This is a genomic window from Mesorhizobium sp. Cs1321R2N1 (genome assembly GCF_037179725.1).
Classification (GTDB): Bacteria; Pseudomonadota; Alphaproteobacteria; order Rhizobiales; family Rhizobiaceae; genus Mesorhizobium; species Mesorhizobium salmacidum.
Window position 1 is genome coordinate 1 of sequence record NZ_JAPYKP010000039.1, and the last position, 22861, is coordinate 22861.

Genomic DNA, 22861 nt, shown 5'->3' on the forward strand with positions numbered 1-22861 from the left:
CCGCGCGCCGCATTGCCATGACCTCGATGCCGCAGCTGGTCGCCGCTTTCCACAGCCTCGTCGGTCTCGCCGCCGTCATGGTCGCGGCCGCGGCCATCTACGCGCCCGAAAGCTTCGGCATCGGCACTATGGGCGACATCCATGCCCAGGCCCTGATCGAGATGAGCCTGGGCGTCGCCATCGGCGCCGTCACCTTCACCGGCTCGGTCATCGCCTTCCTGAAGCTCGACGGCCGCATGTCGGGCAAGCCGATCATGATCGGCGGCCGTCATTTCATCAATGCCGCGCTTGGCATCGCCCTGATCGTGCTGATCGTGCTCCTGGTCGCCACCGAATCGAAGCTCGTCTTCTGGCTGATCGTCGCCGCATCGCTGGTGCTCGGCGTGCTCCTGATCATTCCGATCGGCGGCGCCGACATGCCGGTCGTCGTGTCGATGCTGAATTCCTACTCGGGCTGGGCGGCAGCCGCGCTTGGCTTCACGCTCGGCAATCTGGCGCTCATCATCACCGGCGCGCTGGTCGGCTCGTCGGGCGCGATCCTGTCCTACATCATGTGCAAGGGCATGAACCGAAGCTTCATTTCGGTCATCCTCGGTGGCTTCGGCGGCGAAACGGCGGCTGCCGCCGATGACGGCATCGAGCGCACCGTCAAGCAGGGTTCGGCCGACGACGCCGCCTATCTGATGATGAACGCGCAGAAGGTCATCATCGTGCCGGGTTACGGCATGGCGGTCGCCCAGGCGCAGCACGCGCTGCGCGAAATGGCCGACAAGCTCAAGGCCAATGGCGTCGACGTCAAATACGCCATTCATCCCGTGGCAGGTCGCATGCCCGGGCACATGAACGTGCTCCTCGCCGAAGCCAACGTGCCTTACGACGAAGTGTTCGAGCTCGAGGACATCAACTCGGAGTTTGCCCAGGCCGACGTCGCCTATGTCATCGGCGCCAACGACGTCACCAACCCGTCCGCGCGTGATGACAAGAGCAGTCCGATCTACGGCATGCCGATCCTCGACGTCGACAAGGCGCGCACCTGCCTGTTCGTCAAGCGCTCGCTCGGTTCCGGCTATGCCGGCATCGACAACACGCTGTTCTACAAGGACGGCACCATGATGCTACTCGGCGACGCCAAGAAGATGACTGAGGAAATCGTCAAGGCCATGGATCACTGACCGGGCGGCCTTGACCGTCGAATAGAAAGAGCCCGGTCGATGCCGGGCTCTGTGATTCTGGCGTGATGCTGCCTTCAACCGTTGGTCAGGAAGACCGCTTCCTCTTCATCGCGCTGCCGGCCGCCGAGCGCGGCGGCCGCACTGGCGATGAAGGCGCCGATGACCAGCGACAAGGCGCCGAGGAGCGCAAAGGTGGCGCTTGCCTTCCTTGCCGTGTCGGCCGCCTGTTTTGCCTTGACCTTCGCGTCCTGCGCCTTCGCCAGCACCGTGTCGACACGCGTCTTGGCGTCTGCCTCGGAAAGACCGGTTCGCGCGGCGACCAAATGGGCAAGATAGGTCTTGTCTTCCGCGGGGACCTCGCCGGCGACAGCACCGGCGATCAGGATGCGCGAGGCCTGCCCGGCCGCGGCCGCTTCGTCGCCTGGATTGGCGGTCGCGAGCTTGGCCGGATCGGCCGGGCGGAACAGCGAATCCACCAGATAGGATGTCGCATTATCGGCCGAGGTGGCGCTGGCATTGGCGGAGGCACCGGCCGACGCACCCATGGCGGCTCCCGAGGCCACGGTGGACACGGCCTGGACGCCTGAACCAATCGCGGCGGAAAGCGCCGAGCCGAGCACGCCGACGACCAGCAAGGTGGCCAATGCCCAGGCGAGGAAGCCGTGCGCGGTGTCGCGGAAATAGACCTCGTCGGTGTGGATGCCGACCCATTTGGTGCGCAACCGGCCCGCGAGGTAGCCGCCGACGCCGGACGACAGCCATTGCACGATGATAAGCCAGATGGCGGTCGATACCGCGAAAGTGGTGGCCGATGCACCGGAACCCGACCATGGCGAGACCATGCTCAATCCAAGGCCCGAGCCGAGCAGCATGAGGATGAACGTCAGCGTCGAGGCCGCGAAGGCGCCGGCAATGATCGGTCCCCAGCTGACGGCGGTGGAGGACGATTCCGTTGAAGCTGATACGTCTACAGCCGATAGGGTGGCGGACTGCATAGCGGCCCCCTATCGCATGAAAAGCATGAGAAGAATGATGATCGGAATCGGAACTCCGAGCAACCAGAGTAGAATGCCGCGTCCCATGAAAGCCTCCTGCAAGAAATTGTGATCGACACTGTCACAATGTCTCTGAAGGCCTTCTGTTCCGGCAGGTCCTCATTATTGGCGCGCGCCCGAGCTACGCCAATGTACCGAAAAGGCTGGGCGAAACCTCAAATGTCCAGATTGGCGACCGACAGTGCGTTGTCCTGGATGAATTCGCGTCGTGGCTCCACCTCGTCGCCCATCAGCCGCGAGAACAGGCTGTCGGCATCGGTCGCGTCGTTGACCTTGACCTGCAGCAGCGAGCGCACATTCGGGTCGAGCGTGGTCTCCCAGAGCTGCTCGGCATTCATCTCGCCGAGACCCTTGTAGCGCTGCATGGTCAGTCCCTTGCGGCCGGTCGCGAAGACCGCGTTGAGCAGCGCCAGCGGTCCCGACACGGTTTCGGACACCTCCTTGCGGCGCAGCACCGGCGGCGCCCCGTAGACCTCGCTGAGGCGCTGCGCGTAGCGGTCGAGCTGGCGTGCGTCGGCGGAATTGATCAGTGCCATGTCGAGATGGGCATATTCCTTGACGCTGCGCACGGTTCGTTCGAAGACATAGCCGCCGATGCCCTCGTTCGAGGTCGACATGCGGCCGGTCCAGCCGCGCTCGGTGTCTTCGGCAATGATGTCGAGGCGTTGCGCGATCCGCTCCGCCATCGCGTTGGCGCGACCGAGATCGGCGAAGACATCGGGATTGAGCCCGCCGGCGATCGCCGCCTGCTCGACGACATTGCGGTTGTAGCGGGTGTGCAAGCCGTTGATGAGCTGGCGCACAGCCAGCGCATCGGCAACGGCGCCGTGCAGATCCTGTCCGGTCCGCACTTCCCCTGAGCCAAGCGTAAGGGAAGCCTCCTCCAACCCTGAAACGATCAGGAATTCTTCGAAGGCGCTCTCATTCTTGATGTATTGCGAGCTCTTGCCGCGGGTCACCTTATAGAGCGGCGGCTGGGCGATGTAGAGATGGCCACGCTCGATCAGCTCCGGCATCTGCCGGAAGAAGAAGGTGAGCAGCAGGGTCCTGATATGGGCGCCGTCGACGTCAGCGTCGGTCATCAGGATGATCTTGTGATAACGCAGCTTGTCGGCGTTGAATTCGTCCTTGCCGATCGAGGTGCCGAGCGCGGTGATCAGTGTGCCGATCATGTCGGACGAGAGCATTCGGTCGAAGCGGGCCCGCTCGACATTGAGGATCTTGCCGCGCAGGGGAAGGATCGCCTGGTTCTGGCGCGAGCGGCCGCCCTTGGCGGAGCCGCCGGCCGAGTCGCCCTCGACGATGAAGATTTCGGACTTCGCCGGGTCGCGTTCCTGGCAGTCGGCCAGCTTGCCCGGCAGCGAGGTGACGCCGAGCGAGGTCTTGCGGGTGATGTCGCGCGCCTTGCGTGCGGCTTCGCGCGCCGCCGCGGCCTGGATCACCTTGTCGACGACAACCTTGCCCTCGCTCGGATGCTCCTCGAGCCACGTGCCGAGCGCTTCGTTGACCAGCCCCTCGACCACGGGACGGACTTCCGACGAGACCAGCTTGTCCTTGGTCTGCGACGAGAATTTCGGATCGGGAACCTTGACCGACAGCACCGCCGTCAGGCCTTCGCGGCAATCGTCGCCGATCAGCGAGACCTTTTCCTTCTTGGTGAGGCCCGAGGATTCGCCATAACCGGTGATCTGGCGGGTCAGCGCGCCGCGAAAACCGGCCAGATGTGTGCCGCCATCGCGCTGCGGGATGTTGTTGGTGAAGGCCAGCACATTCTCGTGGTAGCTGTCGTTCCACCACATCGCCACTTCGACGGTGATGCCGTCACGCTCGGCCCTGATGGAAATCGGCTTCTCGATCAGCGGTTTCTTGACCCGGTCGAGATATTTGACGAACTCTTCGAGGCCCCCGTCATAGTGCAGTTCATGCCTCACGACGTCGGCATGACGGGCGTCTGTCAGCACGATGCGCACGCCGGAGTTCAGGAAGGCGAGCTCGCGCAGCCGGTGCTCCAGCGTGCCGAAATCGAACTCGACCATGGTGAAGGTCTCGGCGGACGGAAAGAAGGTGATCTCACTACCGCTGCGGCCCTCATTGGTGCCCGGGCGCTTGTTCTGTTCGTAGCTGCCGGTCGCCTTCAGCGGCGCGTCGGCATCGCCATGGGTAAAGCTCATTTCGAAGATCTGGCCGTTGCGGCGGATCTTGAGCTTCAGCCAGGCCGATAGCGCGTTGACCACCGAGACGCCGACGCCATGCAGGCCGCCAGACACCTTATAGGAGTTCTGGTCGAATTTTCCGCCGGCATGCAGCTGCGTCATGATCACTTCGGCCGCCGAAATGCCCTCACTGGGGTGAATGTCGGTCGGAATGCCACGGCCATTGTCGATAACCGTCACCGAGCCATCGGGGTTGAGCGTCACCGAAACCAGGTCGGCATGGCCCGCCAGCGCCTCGTCGATGGCGTTGTCGACCACCTCGTAGACCATGTGATGCAGGCCCGAGCCGTCATCGGTGTCGCCGATATACATGCCCGGCCGCTTGCGGACAGCATCCAACCCCTTCAAAACCTTGATGGAATCGGCGCCGTATTCGGCTTCAGCGCCGTTGGTGTTCTCGGTCTGGTCGCTCATGAAAACCTATTGTCTAGATGCCGTTTTTGCAGCGCGAAAAATTGACCCCGAATCGCGCCTCTGAGATCGATTAGATATAGGCGCTAAAGGCGGTTTTTCCAAGGTTTGCAGGCATTTCCGGCGCAAATCCCGAGCCGGCAGCCGGCTATTCTTTTCGGGCGTTGATTTTGGCGAGAAGGCCGCGCAAATATTTGATCGTGGATTTGTCCCTGGGCGCCAGCCGGCCCGTGCGGTCGAGCTCCAGCGTCAGGTTCAGCGCCTTGGTCAGCACCGCCTTCGGATCCTTGGCCACATACGCATAGTTGATGTAAGCCTGCACCAGATCAAATTGCCAAACCGCATTGTTCGGATCGGACTGAGCCAGTTGCTGGCGGATGCCAAGGCTGGCTTCGAAGGCCCTCTTGGAGCCCTCGAAGTGGCGCTGCTTGGTCTCCAGCATGCCGATTTCAGACAGAGTGATCGACAGGTCGCGTTGCCAGTCGGAATTGCCTGGGTCGAGCTGGGCCAGCCGGTCGGCAATGGCAAGACTGTCCTGGTAGTTTTGCAGCGCCTCGCTGACATTGCCCTGCGCATCAAGCACACCGGCAACCTTTTCCAGACAGACCGACAGGTCGCGCTGCCAGCCGGTGTTGCCGGGGTCGCTCCGGGCAAGGTCACGCGCTACGGCCAGCGCTTTCTGATAGGAGACCAGTGCTGCCGGCCAGTTCTCCTGGTCGTTGAGCGCGTTGCCGATCTTGGCGTAACTGATCGACAGGTCGCGCTTCAAGTCGGTATCGTTAGGGTCGCGGCGCACCAGGCTCCCGGCGATCGCCTGGCTCTTGTTGTAGGCCACAAGCGCACCGGCGGCGTCGCCTCGCTCGCGCAGCACGTCGCCGATCCTCTCGTGGCTGACAGAGACAGCCCGCTGGCGCTCAAGGTCGTCGGGTTTGTTCTCGGCCAGCGCCAGCCGGAGTCTCAGGCTCTCTTCAAAGGCGGTCTGGGCGCTGTTCAACTGGCCGGCGGTACGGGCAAGGTCGCCGATTTCGTCATAGGTTATGGTCAGGTCGCGCAGCAGATAAGCGCTGTTCGGCTCGGCGTCGGCCAATTTCTGCTTGATCGACAGGCTTTGTTGATAGGCCTGGGCCGCCGCACCCACATCGCCTTGCGTCGCCAGCACGTTGCCGATCTTGTCATTGGCCATGGCAAGATCACCGAGCCAGTCTTTCTTGCCCGGCACGCTTGCGGTCAGCTCCTGCAGCATGCCCCTGGCCGCCTCATAGTTTTCGAGCGAGTTTGGCAGGTCGCCTTGCGCCATCTCTATGTTGGCGAGCTTGATGTGGCTGATGGCGAGATCGCGTTTGACGCTGGGATCGGTTTCCCGAAGCGACCGCTGCTCGAGGTTGGCCAACAGGGCGGTGAAGGCCCGGCCGGCCGCCTCGACATTGCCGACCGTCGTATAGAGCAGACCGAGCTCGTCCAGCGTGCTGCTCTGGCGGTCGGCTTGTTCCAGGCTGAGCGGGGTCTGCCCGGCCTCGCCATACAGCGACAGCACCGTTTCATAGCCCTTGATGGCCGCCGCATAATCGAGGTCGGCGCGCGCCGTGCCCGCCGACAGGAACAGCGTCGCGGCCTGCGACAGCGTTCGATCGACGAAATTCACCTTCAGCGCCTTGCGCGACACTTCGTCGATGCCGACCGCCTCGGCCAACTTCGCCTGCGCGGTGCCGAAGGCACCCAGGGCCAGCTGCTCCTCGGCCTGACGGCGCAGGTCCGTCACACGCGGATCGTCGGCAGCCAGCGTCTTCATCTCGGCGCGCACCTTGACGAAGGCGTCCGCCGCCTCGCGCAGCCGGGCATTCAGGCTCTCCGCCGATAGATGGCTGGTGTCGGCGCTGATCAACGCCCCATAGAGCGGCGCCAGCGGCATGTCGGCGTCGCTGGCGATCCGCTCGACCTCGCCCCGCATCTCCGGCGTCACGTCGGCCATGGCCAGCAGCAGCCTTTCGCGCTCCGGCAATTGCTCCTTGGCGGCAGCGGCGAAAAACAGCTTCGGCAGGCCGCTCTCGACATAGGGTAGTTGCTTGCCGCGCGACAGGTCGTAGACCTCCTGCTGCACCAGCGTCAGCACCGAGCGAATCTCGAGCCCGTCGGTGCCGAGATATTTGGTCAACGCCGTGGTGAAGGGTGAGTTCTGGCCGGCGCCATCGGCGGCCGTCTCGCCGGGTGCGGCCGAGAACGCGAACAGGATGTTTTCCGCCCGCCCGATGCGGCCAAGACCCGGTTTTACGCTGTCGGCGACATCCTTGGCCAGCGAGGTCGCGCCACGACCGGTGCCGCTGCTCCCCGAGAACGGATCGCTGCGGCAGGCATCGAGCACGATCAGCCCGACTTTCGCGGTGGCGGCGACCGCGTCGCGCACCTCTTCCAGCGGCAGGCTGGTCTTGTCCAGCGCATCGAGCGAAGACGCGTCGGCATCGACCGGCAGCAGCCGGTTGTCGCCCGATATTTCGACGCCATGGCCTGAGAAATACACCAGCGCCACGTCCGCGCCCTTGGCGTCTTCGCTGAAATCGTCGAGCGCGCGGCGCATGCGCCTGAGGTCGCGGTTGGTTTCGAGCACCACCTCGAAACCAAGTTTCTTCAGCGCCGCCTCCATCGCCTCGCCGTCATGGACGGCGTTGGCAAGCGGCCGGACCAGCCGGTAGTCGTCATCGGCCATGACCAATGCCACGCGCCGCTCCGCCACCGCCGCGGCGGTGGTCGCAAGCATCAGCAGCAAGGCAAACAGCAAACGCAAGTCGAACCGCCCCCGGCTCAGTCATTTGCCGACCATTCCACCTCTTTATGGCGCGAGCAAGCCGCGCTGAGAGCGGCTCTCTCAGGCAGCGCGCATTGGTTTCAACGCCTCGCTCCAGCGCAACAGTTCGTCCAGCATGGTCTTGGTTCCGCCCCGCACCTGCTCGTTGGCATCGAAGGCGCCATTCTCGTCGAGCAGTTTCTGGTACAGCGGCAGCGCGACACCTTCCGGGATAGGCATGATCCCGACCGCGGTCAGCAGCGGTTTCAGCGCCTGCGCCGCGCGCAGGCCGCCGGAAACACCGCCATAGCTGAAGATGGCGGCTGGCTTGTATCTCCATTCGCGGGCGAGATAGTCGACCGCGTTGACGATCGCGGGCGCCACGAAATAATTGTATTCCGGCGCCACGAAGACTAAGGCGTCTGCAGCGTCGATCGCCTTCGACCAGACCTTGGTGTGGTCGTTTTGATAATTGCCGAGCCTTGGATGATAGGGTTCGTCCAGCACCGGCAGGCCGAACGCGGCGATGTCGGTCAGCACCGGCTCGAATTGTCCGTGCTCGCGCGCGAACGTCTCCAGCCACTCGGCGAAAACCGAGCCGGCGCGGCCGGGCCGCGTGCTGCCGATGATGATGTTCAACTGGTGCTTCAAGGCAGGCTCCTTTGTCAGGCGGTATCCGTTGGTGACCGTCACTACGGCAGAGCGTTCCAGCGGACAAGGTCGGAGCCCTGACGGAACGGTCACGATCGGATGAACGGACCGTCTGCCCTGCGTTCCTGAAGTCAGGGTCCGCTCTGCCGTTTGGCCACATGGACGCCCGGTGTGCCAGCCACTACATTGATGGGAACAGCGGAGCACTCCATGGATACTCAGCCCGCCCCCTTCGTTCCTCCCGCCCCGAAGCCGCGCACGTCGCCGCCTTCGACGCTGGAGATGATCCGCATCGTCTATCGCAACCCGCTCGAACTCTGGGGCGAGCCGACCTACAACGAACCCTGGATTTCGGCCAAGGGCGCCGGCGGGCCGCTGGTCATCGCTAATGATCCCGCCCTGATCCGCCATGTGCTGGTCGACAACGCCAAAAACTACAAGATGGCGACGGTGCGCCAGAAGATCCTGAGGCCGATCCTGCGCGATGGCCTGCTGACCGCCGAGGGCGAGGTGTGGAAGCGGTCGCGCAAGGCGATGGCGCCGGTGTTCACACCGCGCCACATTTTCGGCTTTGCCCAGCCGATGTTGAAACGCACGCTGGAGTTCGTCACCCGTTACGAGGCGGGCGGCACGTCCGATATCGCCCATGACATGACGCTGCTCACCTACGACATCCTGGCCGAGACGCTGTTTTCCGGCGAGATCGCAGGCGAGCCGGGCAGTTTCGAAAACGAGATCGACCGCCTGTTCGAGACCATGGGCCGCGTCGACCCGCTCGACCTGTTGCGTGCGCCCGACTGGCTGCCACGGCTGACCCGCATCCGCGGCCGCAAGACGATGGCCTATTTCCGCAAGATCGTGACCGACACGGTCAAGATGCGCGAAGAGAAGTTCAGGCGCGACCCCGATGCCGTGCCCCAGGATTTCCTGACGCTGCTGCTCAAGGCCGAAGGCCCCGACGGACTGACACGCCCGGAAGTCGAGGACAACATCATCACCTTCATCGGTGCCGGCCACGAGACCACGGCGCGCGCGCTCGGATGGACGCTTTATTGCCTGGCCGAATCGCCCTGGGAGCGCGACCGCGTCGAACAGGAGATCGACCAAGTGCTGGCGCGCGAGCCCAATCCGACGAAGTGGCTCGACGCCATGCCGCTGACACGCGCCGCCTTCGACGAGGCGCTTCGGCTCTACCCGCCGGCGCCATCGATCAACCGCGAGCCGATCGTGCCGGAAATGTGGAGGGACCTTTATATTCCCAAGCACGCCGCCGTGCTGGTGATGCCGTGGGTCGTCCACCGCCACAGGAAGTTGTGGGACCGGCCCGACGCTTTCCTGCCCGAACGCTTCCACCCAGGAAACCGTGAAAAGATCGACCGCTTCCAGTATCTGCCCTTCGGCGCGGGACCGCGCGTCTGCATAGGCGCCAGTTTCGCCATGCAGGAGGCGATCATCGCGCTCGCCATCCTTTTGTCACGCTTCCGCTTCGACACGACCGCTGAAACAAAACCCTGGCCGGTGCAGAAACTGACCACGCAGCCGCAAGGCGGGCTGCCGATGCGGATCACGCCTCGTCATCGTTGAGGGCTGACGCTTCTGGAGATTATACCGCGGGCTTGCGCTGCTGGAACTGGCCGGCGGCGCGGAAGCGCCAGAGATAGCTGGGCAGGATCGTCGCGATCGATTGCGGCTGGATGCCGAGCCCCGCCAGTGTCCGGTTGGCCTTGGCGGCTTCGTCCGAAACGATGTTGTGCTCGCGCAGCTGCGTCACCTGGTCCTTGGTCAGCATCGGGTTGGGCAGCAGGCCGAGGATCGAGGCTTGGATGTTGGCCACCCACCACGGCACGGGCACCAGCAGGCGCTTGCGCTCGATCACGGTGAGCATTTCCTGCATGCACTCCTTGAAGGTGAGCACGTTGGGGCCGCCAAGCTCGTAGACCTGGCCGCCATCGATCTTGCCGTCGACCGAGCGCGCAACAGCTTCAGCAACATCGCCGACATAGACCGGCTGGAATTTGGTCTGGCCGCCGCCGATCAGCGGCAGCACCGGCGAATAACGCGCCATGTTGGCGAAGCGGTTGAAGAACGCATCCTCCGGCCCGAAATTGATCGACGGCCGGAAAATGACGGCGTCCGCGATCGTCTCCAGAACGGCCTTTTCACCCAGCGCCTTGGTGCGTGCGTAGACCGATTCGGACTCCAGATTGGCGCCGAGCGCCGAAATATGGGTGAGCCCGGCGCCGACGGCGCGCGCGGCCTCGGCGACAGCGCGAGCACCGAATTCGTGCACGGCGGAGAATTTCTGACGGCCGCTCTCATGCAGGACGGCGACGAGATTGACGACGTGATCGGCGCCTTGCACGGCGCGGTCGACGGACCAGCGTACGCGCACATTGGCCTGCACCGGCTGGATTTGACCGACATTGCCGAGTGGCTGCAAATGGCCGGCAAGATCGGGCCGCCGGCAGGCGACCCTGATGCGATAACCACGCTTGGCCAGCGCCCGCACGACATGACGGCCGACAAAGCCTGACCCGCCAAAGACGACGACGAGCTTTGGGGTCTGCAGGATTTCGGTCATGACGGGCTCCGGCGCGCGTTCCAGATGGCTTGGCTGAGCCGTTTCATAGTCCGTTTTGCGCTAAAGGCAAAGGGTGACGCGTCGTCGCGTCATCGTTGTCTCTTGGGCAATTCCAGAAAAAGTGTGAAGCGGTTTCCGCGAAAGCGCATGGCACTTTCATCATGTTTTGGCGCCGCGAACGACAAACGCAGAAAACCCCGCCGAAGCGGGGTTTTCCGGGTGACGTTCGCGCCGAAAGCAGGGTCCAGCGAGGCGGCCTGACCTGAGACGGTATCAGCGTGGCGTGAAGCAAGTACGCCCGCCCCAGCCCCGAACGCATCCGACGGAAGACACCGACCGGGCAAACCCGACCCGGACAGCCATTGGTCGTCGGGACGCGCGGGAAGGTTCACCGACGCGCGGGAAATTTCGTCAGTTTCTTCAGGCCGAATAGCGCTCGGCGAATTCGGAGATGCGCTGGATCACCGCCTTGGGCGCGGTGATGCCGCGCGCCTGCGCCTTCTCGACCGCTTCGGCCCGGGCGCGGCCGGGCACATGCACGCCATAGCGTCGGCGCAGCCGGTCGAGCTGGTCTTTCATGCGCTGCTCGAAATCCGGATCGAGTAGCTTCGGCTCGACCGCAAGCACGAACAGGCCGGTTCCCGGACTGTCGGGACCGCCGCTGAACCACGGTGCGTCGAGCGACCAGTTGGCGCCCGACAGGCCCGCCGCCAGCACTTCGACCATCAGCGCGATGTTGGCGCCACGCTGGCCGCCAAAGGCAAGCATGGCGCCCTTCATGGCGGCGGCCGGGTCGGTCGTCGAATTGCCGCTTGCGTCCAGCGCCCAGCCTTCGGGAATCTTCTTGCCGTCTTCCGCCGCCTTGCGGATGTTGACGAAGGCGGTGGCGCTCGACGACTGGTCGATGACCAGCGGCGCGCCGTCGGCGGCGGGCGCGGCGAACGACATCGGATTGGTGCAATAGACCGGCTTGACCGACCCCGAGCCGGCCAGGACGGCCGGGCCGTTGGTGGCGGCGAAGGACACCAGTCCCTGCGCCGCCAGCCGGCCGGTGAAGTAGCCGAGCGCCCCGCACGTATAGGCGTTTTTCTGCGAGAAGATGGCCACGCCGAACAGTCTTGCCGCCTTGGCGAGGTCGTCGATGGTGCGGTCGAATCCGGTATGCGCCAGCCCGCGGCGTGCGTCCGAGAGATAGATGGCCAGCGCCGGCCGCGTGATCACCGGATCGGCATTGCCGTCGATGCGCCCGGCCTCGAACGCCTCGAGGTAATCGATGAAATGCGACAGCCCGACGGTGGCAAGTCCTTCCGCCTCGGCCGCGATGATGGATGCGGTGAGCGATTGCGCCGCTTCCTCATTGGCGCCGGCGCCAAGTGCCGCCATCCGGCAAAGTCCTTTTGCCTGGTCGAGACTGAGTTGCATCAGGGCTGCTCCTGAATGAGTAGGAAATAGGGAGTAGTCAGTAGGATAAAACCGGCAAGCAGCCCACTATTTCCTGTTCACTACTCGCTTACCCGATCTTGACCGGAATCCGCGCCTCGATCCGGCTGAAGGCGAAGACCAGAATGCCGGTGATCGCCATATAGATCAACGCCAGGAGCAGCAAGGGCTCGTAGGTGAGATAGGTGTCCTGCCGCACCTTGGACGAGACGGCGAAGATGTCGATCACGCTGATGGTCGCCACCAGCGGCGTCGATTTCAGCTGCAGCACGGTCTCGCCGGTCAGCGTCGGCAGCGCCCGGTAGAAGGCTTGAGGCAGCCAGATGCGGCGGAAGATCTTCCAGCGGCTCATGCCGAAGGCGCGCGCGGCTTCCAGCTGCCCCTTGGGCACGCCGGCAAAGGCGCCGCGCATCACTTCGCCTTCATAGCCGGCAAAGGACAAGGTCAGCGCCAGCACGCCGTACGGCCAGGCCTGCCTGAGATAAGGCCACATCCAGGATTCGCGGATCCATGGATATTGCGGGAACAGCGAGCCCAGCCCGTAATAGAGCAGCCATAGCTGCAGAAGCAGCGGCGTGCCGCGAATGATGGTGCAGAACACTTTCGCCGGTGCCGCGACCCAGATCGAACCGGCCGCCTGCGCCAGCCCGACGGGCAAGGCGATCATGAAGCCGAGCGTACAGGTGACGGCCAGGATCCACAGGGCACGCCAGATGCCCATCAGGCCCATTTCCCAATATTGCGGCAGCCAGTCCCAGCGCATGAAATAGGCGGCCGACGCCACGAGCCCCAACGCGATGAGGATCAGCACGATGCGATGTGGCTGCAGCCAGAGCGAAGCGCGCGCCGCCGTGTCGATGACGGCTGTTTCGCTGGTCATCAGCGTGCCTCCTTGATGGAAGGCATGCCGCGCCGCGCCCATTTCTCGGCGCGGCCAAGCAGGAAGTTCGAAACCAGCGTCACGCAGAGATAGAGCACGCCGGCGGCGAGGAAGAAAACCAGATAGGCTTTGGTGACGCCCGCCGCCTGTCGTGTCGCCAGCGTCAGTTCGAAGAAGCCGACGACGGCCAGCAGCGCGGTGTCCTTGGTGGCGATCAGCCACAGATTTGCGAGGCCCGGAATGGCGAAAGGCAGCATCGCCGGCAGCGTGATGCGCCGCAACAGAAGGCCGGGAGACATGCCGAAGGCGCGAGCGGCTTCGATCTGGCCCTGCGGAATGGCGAGGATCGCGCCGCGGATGACTTCCGTCGAATAGGCGCCCTGGACGAAGCCGAGTACGGCAATGCCGGCCACCAGCCCGCTTATATCGACACGCTGGTAACCCATCGCGGCCAGCACCTGGTTTATCAGGTCTGTACCGGCATAATAGAGCAGCAGTATCAGCACCAGTTCCGGCACGGCGCGCACCACCGTGGTGTAGACCGCGAACAGGTCGCGCACCACGGGCCCGCCGTAGAGCTTGCCATAGGCACCCCAGGTTCCAATCAGCAGGCCGACGATCGTGGCGCCGACGGCGATCTCGAGCGAATGCAAGAGCCCGAGCAAAAGGGTCCCACCCCAGCCGACGGGCGCCGGCGAGAGGAGTTCGACGATGCCGGCCGCGGAGGCCGGAAGAAAGGATTCGATCAGCGTCGCCCCCGGGATTGCTGGCTCGATCCGCCGACACCAGCGGCCGGCGGCAAGCATGCGTGGACTGGCTAGCTGGAGGACGGGGGCGTCAGCGCCCTGTCCTCCAGCCCATGCGAGGGTCGTCAGTTCGACTGCGTGGCGCCGCCGTAAATGTCAAAATCGAAGTATTTCTTCGAGATCTCGTCATATTTGCCGTTGGCGCGGATCGCCTTGATGCCGGCGTTGATCTTCTCTTTCAGATCGGTGTCTTCCTTGCGCACGCCGGCGCCGACGCCCGGTCCGAGCACTTCGTCGTCAGGGGCCACCATACCCTTGAGATCGCAGCAGGCCTTGCCCTGGTCTGTCTTGAGGAACTCCTTGAGCGCGATGGAATCGGCCTGCACCGCGTCGAGGCGGCCGGCGGCAAGGTCGTTGTTGGCTTCGTCCTGCGTCTGGTATTCCTTGATCTCGGATGCCGTGGGGCCGAAATGCTTCTTGGCGTAGACGGCATGCACCGTCGACACCTGGACGCCGAGGACTTTGCCCTTGAGATCGTCAGGCGTGGCGCCGAACTTCTGGTCCTTCGGGCCAATGATCGCGGTCGGCGTGTTGTAGTACTTGTCCGAGAAGTCGATGGTCTTCTTGCGTTCGTCGGTGATCGACATCGACGAGACGATGAGGTCGATCTTCTTGGTGGTCAGCGCCGGGATGATGCCGTCCCAGGCGACAGGGGTGATGACGCAATCGAGCTTTTCCTCGGCGCAAACGGCGTCGATGAAGTCGATCTCCCAGCCGACCCATTTGCCCGAAGCGTCGGGCGAGGTGAAGGGCGCGTATGGTTCGGCGGCGACGCCGATCTTGACCGGATCGGCTTTGGCCACGCCCATGGCGGCGACGCCGAGCAGCAGCGCCGTGGCGAATGTCTTCAGAACAGTCTTCATTTTCAGAACTCCCAGTTTGTTGTTGGTTCCCGGTTTTCTTCCGTCCCGGCCGTTCCCTAGCCGATGTTGCGGATGAACTGCTTGAGCCTTTCGGATTTGGGCGCGCCGAAGATCTGCTCCGGTGGTCCCTCCTCCTCGACCAGCCCGTTGTAGAGGTAGACGACGTGGGTCGCGACCTCGCGGGCGAATTTCATTTCGTGGGTGACCAGCACCATGGTGCGGCCTTCGCGCGCCAGATCGCCGATCACCTTCAACACTTCGCCGACCAGTTCAGGATCGAGGGCCGAGGTCGGTTCGTCGAACAGCATGACACGCGGATTAATGGCCAAGGCGCGAGCGATCGCGGCGCGCTGCTGCTGGCCACCGGAGAGATAGGCCGGGTAGACATCGCGCTTCTCGGCGAGCCCGACGCGCGCCAGCAGCTTTTCGGCCTGGGCGACAGCCTCGTCGCGCTTGACGCCCAGTACATGCACGGGCACCTCTATGACGTTTTCGATCAGCGTCATGTGGCTCCACAGGTTGAAATTCTGGAACACCATGCCGAGCTTGGAGCGGATGCGTTCGATCTGCCTGCGGTCGGCCGGAATGGTGTGGCCATGGCTGTCCGCCTTGAGCTTGATCTCCTCGCCATTGACACGGATGATGCCGCTGGTCGGATTTTCCAGGCAGTTGATGCAGCGCAGCAGCGTCGATTTACCCGAGCCCGAGCCGCCGATGATTGCGATGACCTCGCCGTCGCGCGCCGACAGCGATACGCCCTTCAGCACATGCAGTTGACCGAATTTCTTGTGCAGGTTCTCGACATGGATGGCTTCTGCGGCGCAGTCCTGCGCCTCGCCGGATGAGATCTTGGCAGCTGCCAGAGCGCTCACCAAATGACCTCCATATGGCCGCCGGCGGTTCGTCGAACGTCTATCCGGCTAATCAACATACGCTGTACTGCCCTGCTCCAGATTTCAAGCATGGACTCAACAGAGCGAGCCCGTCAATCCCGCTCATTACGGCACTTGCGGCCTTGTTGTGCAAGTGTATAAATAACCTCTCATGAAATTTTCTCGATTTTTTTCAGCTTGAAAAGGGCATCGATGAGCGCTTTCGGATCACAGTCGATGGCGGCGCCGCTGCGGCGCGTGCTGATGCGGTCGGCGGCCAACGCCATGCGCGACGCCGACAGGGCCGCCTGGCACTATGGCCCGGGATTCAACCCGGCGAAAGCAGCCTCGCAGCACGCGGTCCTTGCTGAACTGGTGGCCGCTTCAGGCGCCGAGATCGAATGGATCGAGGACAAGGCCGACGGACTTTCGGATTCGGTGTTCACGCACGACCCCTCGCTGATGACCGACCGCGGCGCGCTGATCCTGTCCATGGGTAAGCCGTTGCGCGCCAGCGAGCCTTCGCTGCATGAGGAAACCTACAGAAGACTGGGCATTCCGATCCTCGGCCGCGTCGAGGCTCCTGGCCAGGTCGAAGGTGGTGACTGTGTATGGGTCGATGCCCGCACGCTGGCGATCGGGCGCGGTGTCCGCTCCAACCAGGAAGGCATCCAGCAGGTTTCCAATCTGCTGACGCCGCTGGGCATTTCCGTCTACGGCTTCGATCTGCCGCTGTGGCAGGGCGAAGAGGCGTGCCTGCATCTGATGTCGGTGATCAGCCCGCTGGCCGACGACCTGGCGCTGGTCTATTCGCCGCTTTTACCGGCCCCGTTCTATCAGGCGCTGAAGGCGCGCGGCATCCGGCTGGTCGAAGGCGATGCCGAAGAGTTCGCCGCTTCCAATGGCCTCAGCCTGAACGTACTGCCGACCAGCCCGCTCAACGTCATTGCCGTCGCGGGCTTTCCCAGGACCAAGGCCGCGATGGAAGCCGCCGGCTGCACGGTTGAAATCTTCGACGCGGATGCGCTCTGCATCGCCTGCGAAGGCGGGCCGACATGCCTGACGCGGCCGATCCTGCGCCAATGAATGCGCGCCGTAAGTTCCGTCGCGAGGGCGAGGGGCGGCGGCGGCAGGATCTGATCGAAGCGACTCTGGACAGCGTGGCGGAACATGGCCTGCAAGGCGCCAGCCTGCGCACCATCGCATTGCGTGCCGGCGTCACCGCCGGGCTGATCGGGCACTATTTCCCGGGCAAGGAAGAATTGCTGCAGGAAGCCTATACGGCGCTGGTCAGCCGCATGACCGAGCAGGCGAAGGCGGCGTTGGTCATGGACGGCGCCTCGCCGCGCCAGCGCCTTGCGGCCTTCGTAACCGCCAATCTCAATGCGCCGATCATCGACGCGCGGGTGTTTTCGCTCTGGGCAACCTTCATCGGCCGCGCCAGTGCGGATCCTGCCCTGGCCCGTGCCCACCGCGAAGGCTACCTTGGCTTTCGCAATGAGGTGGAAGCGGTTGTGGCTGAAGTGCTCGCCGCCGAACAGCACAAGCCGGACGCAAGCGAGCTGCGCCACCATGCCATCGCGATCAATGCGATCATCGACGGGCTCTGGATAGAAGGCTGCCTGGCCGGCGAGATGTTCTCGCCCGGCGAATTGGCGGCGATTGGCATCAAGGCTGTCGAGGCCGAGCTCGGCCTCGCGCCGCTATTCCAGGAAAAGTGAGAAGCGGTTTTCCGGGAAAAGCGCGTAGCGCTCCCTCGGAATTGCGTAAGAAACAAAGAGACAGAGCGGAAACAATAATCCGCTCTAACCGGGAGAAAACCAATGACCACCATCGGCGAAGCATTGATTTCGCTACTTGAGGCCCATGGCGTCGACACCGTGTTCGGCATCCCCGGCGTCCACACGGTCGAGCTCTATCGGGGCCTGGCGAGGTCGAAGATCCGCCATGTCACGCCGCGCCACGAACAGGGCGCCGGCTTCATGGCCGACGGCTATGCCCGCGCCAGCGGCAGGCCGGGCGTCGCCTTCGTCATCACCGGGCCGGGGCTGACCAACACCATCACCGCCATGGGCCAGGCGCGCGCCGATTCGGTGCCGATGCTGGTGATTTCTGGCGTCAACGCCACCGATACGCTCGGCAAGGGGCTCGGCTTTCTGCATGAATTGCCTGACCAGCGCGGCATGATGGAGAAGGTGGCGCTGATGTCGGTACGCGTCACCGGGGCCAGCGAGTTGCCCGGTGCGCTGGCGCGGGCCTTCGCCCTGTTTTCCTCCTCGCGGCCCGGTCCTGTGCATATCGAGATCCCGACCGATGTCATGGTCAAGCCGGCGGACGGCATCGCCGCCCTGCTCAGCAATGCGGCGCCTCCGGCACCGAATGGTGCGGCAATTGCGAACGCGGCCAAGCTTATCGCCGCCGCGTGCCATCCGCTGATCCTTGCCGGCGGCGGCGCCAGGAAGGCGGAAGCCCCGCTGCGGCGCCTCGCCGAACGGCTGGGCGCTCCCGTCGTCGAGACGACCAATGCGCGCGGGCTGCTGCACCGCCATCCGCTCTGCGTACCGGCAAGTCCGAGCCTGAAGGCGGTTCGCGCGCTGATGGCCGATGCCGATCTGGTGATCGCCGCCGGCACCGAATTCGGCGCGACCGACTATGACGGCTATGGCGACGGCGGCTTTGTGCTGCCTTCAAACCTGATCCGTATCGACATCGGTGCCGACCAGCTTGCGCGGCGCCCGGTGACGGTCGCCATCCAGGCCGACTGCGCCGAGGCGATCGAGGCCCTGCTTGCGGCGATCGATCCGGCCCACAGCGCCGGTGAAGACGGCAATGGCCGGGCCGCGACGGGGCGAAAGGCCGCCTTTGCCGAGTTGAGCCCGGCCTATGCGGCGCAGGTACGTGCCGTGGAAATGATCCGCGATGCCTTGCCCGGGGCCATCATTGTCGGCGACTCGACGCAGCCGATATACGCCGCCAACCTCTACTACGACCACGACCGGCCTGGCGGCTGGTTCAATGCCGCGACCGGCTTCGGCGCGCTGGGCTATGGCCCTCCGGCGGCGATCGGCGCGGCACTCGCCATGCCCGATGCACCGGTTGTCTGCCTGACCGGCGACGGCGGCTTCCAGTTCACCTTGCCGGAGATAGCCGTAGCGCTGGATTCCGAAGCGCCTGTCATCTTCGTCGTCTGGAACAACAGGGGCTATCGCGAGATCGAGACCTCGATGCTCGATGTCGGCGTGGAACCTGTCGGCGTGTCGCCGGCCCCGCCCGATTTCTGCAAGCTGGCCGAAGCCTATGGCATTGGCGCCGAAAGGCTGGCCGACATCGACGCCTTGCCACAGGCGCTGAAGCACGCCCGGGCAACGGGACTGCCGCGCGTGATCGAAATCATGATTGTTTGAACCATCCAGGCTGGCCTTGGTCCCCCGTCCCGAAGCGGATCATTCGCCGGCTTAGTCCTGAAAGGCATGGGCTGCTTCCGGGTGGCTTCGCTATTCGACGATGTCCTGACGCATGCAAAGACGTGACGGCTGCCATGTCGAGATATCGGTTGAGTGATCGGCTGAAAGGCGCGACGCTTCGCGTCGGCGCGGCAAACCAACGACAAAAGTCATAAAAATGACAGGAGCGGTCCAGGATAATGGAAACACTTGAAGGCAGGCATATCGTTGTGACCGGTGGAACCGGCGCGCTCGGTGGGGCGGTGGTCGGCAGACTGCTGGAGCAGGGCGCGATCTGCCATGTGCCGAACGCGCACGCCGCCGCGCCTTCACATTTCCCCTTCACCGCGCATGACAATGTGAAGCTGGCGCACAATGTCGACCTGTCGGACTCCGCCAAGGTCGAAGCCTTCTATTCCCAGGTCCCCGCCTTGTGGGGATCGATCCATCTGGCGGGCGGCTTTGCCAAGGCACCGGTGGAAAAGATCGAATCGGCATCCTTTGCCGAGATGATGGACACCAACGCCCGCACCACCTTCCTGTGCAGCCGCGCGGCTATCCGCTCGATGCTGGCGTCGGGCTCTGCCGGCCGCATCGTCAATGTCACCGCGCGCGCCGGGCTCGACCCCAGGCGCGGCGCCGGGATGGTCGCCTACACGGCCAGCAAGGCGGCGGTGGCCGCCATGACGGTGGCAATGGCGGAAGAGCTCAAGGCCAATGGCATCCTGGTCAATGCCGTGGCCCCCTCGACGCTCGACACGCCGGCAAACCGCGCCGACATGCCGGATGCCGATTTCACCAAATGGGTCAGCCTCGAAGCGGCGGCTGAAGCAATCGCCTATCTCGCCTCGCCCACCAACCAGGCGATGAGCGGAACGCTGGTGCCGCTTTACGGACGCGCTTAATGCATGTCGCCCGGAAGTGTCCTCGGTTCCGGGACAACGACATGCAAAAATCAGAAGCTTACAGCCGGTCGGGCGAATCCTAGTCGCCGCGACATGCTGTAGCTGGCCTCCGACAGCATTCGTCAAAGAAAAACCCCGCCGGAGCGATCCGGCGGGGTTTTGTTTTCAAGGCTGCGAGAAGAGCTTAGCTGCCCTGCTTCTTCAGCGCGGCACCCAGGATATCGCCCAGCGAAGCGCCGGAGTCGGTCGAGCCGTACTGGGCGACCGCTTCCTTCTCTTCGGCGATTTCCAGCGCCTTGATCGAGACCTGCAGCTTGCGGGTCTTCTTGTCGAAGGCGATGACGCGGGCGTCGACCTTCTGGCCGACGGTGAAGCGCTCGGGGCGCTGCTCGTCGCGATCGCGGCTGAGATCGGAGCGCTTGATGAAGGTCTCGATGCCGCTGTCGACCAGCCGCACTTCCAGACCGCCATCCTTGACGCCGATGACTTCGCAGGTGACGACCGCGTTCTTGCGCAGTTCTCCGCTCGTCGCTGCTTCGCCGACCGTGTCCTTGGCCAGCTGCTTGATGCCGAGCGAGATGCGCTCCTTGTCGATGTCGACGTCGAGCACCTGCGCCTTGACCATGTCGCCGCGATTGTACTCTTCGATGACCTGCTCGCCCGGACGGGTCCAATCGAGATCGGAGAGGTGCACCATGCCGTCCACGTCGCCTTCGAGGCCGATGAACAGGCCGAACTCGGTCTTGTTCTTGACCTCGCCCTCGACCTGGCTGCCGACCGGATGGCTGGAGGCGAAAGCCTGCCACGGATTCTCGAGCGTTTGCTTGAGGCCGAGCGAGATGCGGCGCTTGGCCGGATCGACCTCGAGCACCACCACATCGACTTCCTGCGTCGTCGACAGGATCTTGCCGGGGTGCACGTTCTTCTTTGTCCACGACATTTCCGAAACGTGGATGAGACCCTCGATGCCCGGCTCCAGCTCGACGAACGCGCCGTAGTCGGTGATGTTGGTGACGGTGCCCTTGATCTTCTTGCCGATCGGGAACTTGGTGCCGATCTCGGACCACGGATCGCTCTCGAGCTGCTTCATGCCGAGCGAGATGCGGTGGGTTTCCTGGTTGATGCGGATGATCTGCACCTTGACCGTCTGACCGATGTTGAGGATTTCGGTCGGATGGTTGACGCGGCGCCAGGCCATGTCGGTGACGTGCAGCAGGCCATCGATGCCGCCGAGGTCGACGAACGCACCGTAGTCGGTGATGTTCTTGACGACGCCTTCGACCACCTGGCCTTCTTCGAGGTTCTGCACGATTTCCGAACGCTGTTCGGCGCGGCTCTCCTCGAGCACGGTGCGGCGCGACACCACGATGTTGCCGCGGCGGCGATCCATCTTGAGGATCTCGAAGGGCTGCGGGTTGTGCATCAGCGGGGAAACGTCGCGGATCGGGCGGATATCGACCTGGCTGCGCGGCAGGAAGGCCACGGCGCCGTCGAGGTCGACGGTGAAGCCGCCCTTGACCTGGTTGAAGATGACGCCTTCAACGCGCTCACCCTTGGTGAACTTCTCTTCGAGACGGACCCAGCTCTCTTCGCGGCGGGCCTTCTCACGCGAAAGCATCGCTTCGCCAAGCGCGTTCTCGATGCGCTCGACATAAACTTCGACGGTGTCACCGACCTTGAGGGTGGTGTCCTTGCCCTTGACGCCGAATTCCTTCAGCGGCACGCGGCCTTCGACCTTGAGGCCGACGTCGATGATGGCCATGTCCTTTTCGATCGCGGTGATCGTGCCCTTGACGACCTGACCTTCGCCGGAGTGGCCGGCGGTGAATGATTCTTCGAGCAGGCTCGCGAAATCATCGCGAGTGGGATTTGCAGCTGACATTGTTTCTCCTGGAGTGCCCCGCATCTCAAGCGGAACGGGCGCCGTGGGTTAGCGTTTCGTTGGCCTGCCGGCGTTCCGGGCTAAAAGCCCTGGGCCGCTTTTGAGCGGCAATTCCGGCGCATGAAGAATGCTGGCAGGCTGGTTCGTGCCCGATATGGGTATTTTCTTCGCCTCCGGCAATCGGAAGCAGCATGAAACCCGGATCAGGCCTTGTTTCTCTTGGCCAGCACGTCGTCGATGACAGACATGGCCGCGAGAAACGCGGCTTCTATAGCCATTTCGCTGGTATCAAGCAAGTGCGCGTCGGCGGCCGGCTTCAAGGGCGAGTCGGTTCGGCCCATGTCGCGCTCGTCGCGGCGTTGGATATCGGCAAGGATTTCGGCGAAATTGGCCGTGCCGCCGATGCTTTCGATCTCGGCCAGCCGCCGTTGTGCCCGCACTTCGGCGCTGGCCGTCACGTAGAGCTTTATGTCGGCGTCGGGGCATACGACGGTGCCGATGTCGCGGCCGTCAAGCACCGCACCCGGCGGCGTCCTGGCGAAGTCGCGCTGCTTTTCGACCAGGATGCGGCGCACGGTCGGGAAAACCGCGATCTTCGAAGCCGCTTCGCCAACCGCATGCGCCGACAGCACCGCCCGGTCGAGTTTTGCCAGGTCGACCTGGCGGGCAGCGGTCTCGGCCGCCGAGACATTGTCGAGCGGCAAACCAAGCCGTAACAGTGCGTACGCCACCGCGCGGTAAGTGAGGCCGGTGTCGAGCAGGTTCAGCCGGTAGTGGTCGGCAAGGCGCCGGGCGAGCGTCCCCTTGCCGGCGCCGGCGGGGCCGTCGATGGCGATGGTGAAGGTAGCAGTCATTGGCTGGTCACCATGATCGATTCAGTCAGAGGTAGCGATCCTTCGCGCCCCCTC

Annotated in this window: 18 protein-coding genes; 6 read left to right on the forward strand and 12 right to left on the reverse strand. The window is 63.9% G+C overall.

Features of this window, described 5'->3' with window-relative positions; all coding sequences use genetic code 11:
* Window positions 1-1172, forward strand: a 1172-nt coding sequence (locus O7A61_RS12930; RefSeq protein ID WP_337130117.1) for an NAD(P)(+) transhydrogenase (Re/Si-specific) subunit beta, incomplete at its 5' end; no start/stop codon positions are given.
* A 74-nt stretch (window positions 1173-1246) separates the two neighbouring features.
* Here O7A61_RS12930 and O7A61_RS12935 read toward each other — a convergent pair.
* The 4 genes from O7A61_RS12935 to O7A61_RS12950 all read right to left on the reverse strand — a co-directional run bounded on the left by O7A61_RS12935 (window position 1247) and on the right by O7A61_RS12950 (window position 8281).
* Window positions 1247-2167, reverse strand: a complete 921-nt coding sequence (locus O7A61_RS12935; RefSeq protein WP_337130118.1) for a hypothetical protein — start codon at window positions 2165-2167, stop codon at window positions 1247-1249.
* A gap of 215 nt (window positions 2168-2382) precedes the next feature.
* On the reverse strand, window positions 2383-4854 hold the full coding sequence (gene gyrB / locus O7A61_RS12940; RefSeq protein ID WP_027142821.1) for a DNA topoisomerase (ATP-hydrolyzing) subunit B: 2472 nt from the start codon (window positions 4852-4854) through the stop codon (window positions 2383-2385).
* Between the two features lie 145 nt (window positions 4855-4999).
* Window positions 5000-7630: a caspase family protein gene (locus O7A61_RS12945; protein ID WP_337130119.1), complete on the reverse strand. Its 2631-nt coding sequence runs from the start codon at window positions 7628-7630 to the stop codon at window positions 5000-5002.
* An 81-nt stretch (window positions 7631-7711) separates the two neighbouring features.
* A complete protein-coding gene (locus O7A61_RS12950; protein WP_337130120.1) occupies window positions 7712-8281 on the reverse strand; it encodes an NADPH-dependent FMN reductase in 570 nt (189 codons plus the stop codon).
* Window positions 8282-8491: 210 nt separating this feature from the next.
* Between O7A61_RS12950 and O7A61_RS12955 the strand changes: the two genes are divergently transcribed.
* Window positions 8492-9865 carry a cytochrome P450 gene (locus O7A61_RS12955; protein WP_337130121.1) on the forward strand — a complete coding sequence of 458 codons (1374 nt, stop codon included), beginning with the start codon at window positions 8492-8494 and terminating at the stop codon, window positions 9863-9865.
* 19 nt (window positions 9866-9884) lie between these two features.
* Here O7A61_RS12955 and O7A61_RS12960 read toward each other — a convergent pair whose 3' ends face one another.
* The 6 genes from O7A61_RS12960 to O7A61_RS12985 all read right to left on the reverse strand — a co-directional run bounded on the left by O7A61_RS12960 (window position 9885) and on the right by O7A61_RS12985 (window position 15723).
* Window positions 9885-10862, reverse strand: coding sequence for a complex I NDUFA9 subunit family protein (locus tag O7A61_RS12960; protein ID WP_337130122.1), 978 nt, complete (start codon window positions 10860-10862; stop codon window positions 9885-9887).
* 420 nt (window positions 10863-11282) lie between these two features.
* A complete protein-coding gene (locus O7A61_RS12965) occupies window positions 11283-12284 on the reverse strand; it encodes an Ldh family oxidoreductase (RefSeq protein ID WP_027142826.1) in 1002 nt (333 codons plus the stop codon).
* An 88-nt stretch (window positions 12285-12372) separates the two neighbouring features.
* Entirely contained in the window at window positions 12373-13182 is an 810-nt protein-coding gene (locus O7A61_RS12970) for an ABC transporter permease (RefSeq protein ID WP_140768575.1), read from the reverse strand.
* Window positions 13182-13847, reverse strand: a complete 666-nt coding sequence (locus tag O7A61_RS12975; RefSeq protein WP_140506889.1) for an ABC transporter permease — start codon at window positions 13845-13847, stop codon at window positions 13182-13184. Before O7A61_RS12975 ends, O7A61_RS12970 begins: the two co-directional genes overlap by 1 nt.
* A 206-nt stretch (window positions 13848-14053) precedes the next feature.
* Window positions 14054-14851, reverse strand: a complete 798-nt coding sequence (locus tag O7A61_RS12980) for a transporter substrate-binding domain-containing protein (RefSeq protein WP_140716408.1) — start codon at window positions 14849-14851, stop codon at window positions 14054-14056.
* 56 nt (window positions 14852-14907) lie between these two features.
* Window positions 14908-15723 carry an ABC transporter ATP-binding protein gene (locus O7A61_RS12985; protein WP_051442619.1) on the reverse strand — a complete coding sequence of 272 codons (816 nt, stop codon included), beginning with the start codon at window positions 15721-15723 and terminating at the stop codon, window positions 14908-14910.
* 213 nt (window positions 15724-15936) lie between these two features.
* Between O7A61_RS12985 and O7A61_RS12990 the strand changes: the two genes are divergently transcribed.
* From O7A61_RS12990 to O7A61_RS13005, 4 genes are all read left to right on the forward strand, one after another.
* On the forward strand, window positions 15937-16809 hold the full coding sequence (locus O7A61_RS12990) for a dimethylarginine dimethylaminohydrolase family protein (protein ID WP_337104522.1): 873 nt from the start codon (window positions 15937-15939) through the stop codon (window positions 16807-16809).
* Window positions 16779-17444: a TetR family transcriptional regulator C-terminal domain-containing protein gene (locus O7A61_RS12995; protein WP_442921066.1), complete on the forward strand. Its 666-nt coding sequence runs from the start codon at window positions 16779-16781 to the stop codon at window positions 17442-17444. Before O7A61_RS12990 ends, O7A61_RS12995 begins: the two co-directional genes overlap by 31 nt.
* A 102-nt stretch (window positions 17445-17546) precedes the next feature.
* Window positions 17547-19127 (forward strand): 5-guanidino-2-oxopentanoate decarboxylase, encoded by a 1581-nt coding sequence (locus tag O7A61_RS13000; protein ID WP_337130125.1) that lies wholly within the window; start codon window positions 17547-17549, stop codon window positions 19125-19127.
* A gap of 236 nt (window positions 19128-19363) precedes the next feature.
* Window positions 19364-20071, forward strand: coding sequence for an SDR family NAD(P)-dependent oxidoreductase (locus tag O7A61_RS13005; RefSeq protein ID WP_027142833.1), 708 nt, complete (start codon window positions 19364-19366; stop codon window positions 20069-20071).
* 184 nt (window positions 20072-20255) lie between these two features.
* On the opposite strand, the gene rpsA is transcribed toward O7A61_RS13005, so the two are convergent.
* Both rpsA and cmk read right to left on the reverse strand, forming a co-directional pair.
* Window positions 20256-21953, reverse strand: coding sequence for a 30S ribosomal protein S1 (gene rpsA, locus O7A61_RS13010; RefSeq protein WP_008872513.1), 1698 nt, complete (start codon window positions 21951-21953; stop codon window positions 20256-20258).
* A 203-nt stretch (window positions 21954-22156) separates the two neighbouring features.
* Window positions 22157-22807 carry a (d)CMP kinase gene (gene cmk / locus O7A61_RS13015; RefSeq protein ID WP_337130126.1) on the reverse strand — a complete coding sequence of 217 codons (651 nt, stop codon included), beginning with the start codon at window positions 22805-22807 and terminating at the stop codon, window positions 22157-22159.
* Window positions 22808-22861: the final 54 nt, after the last annotated feature.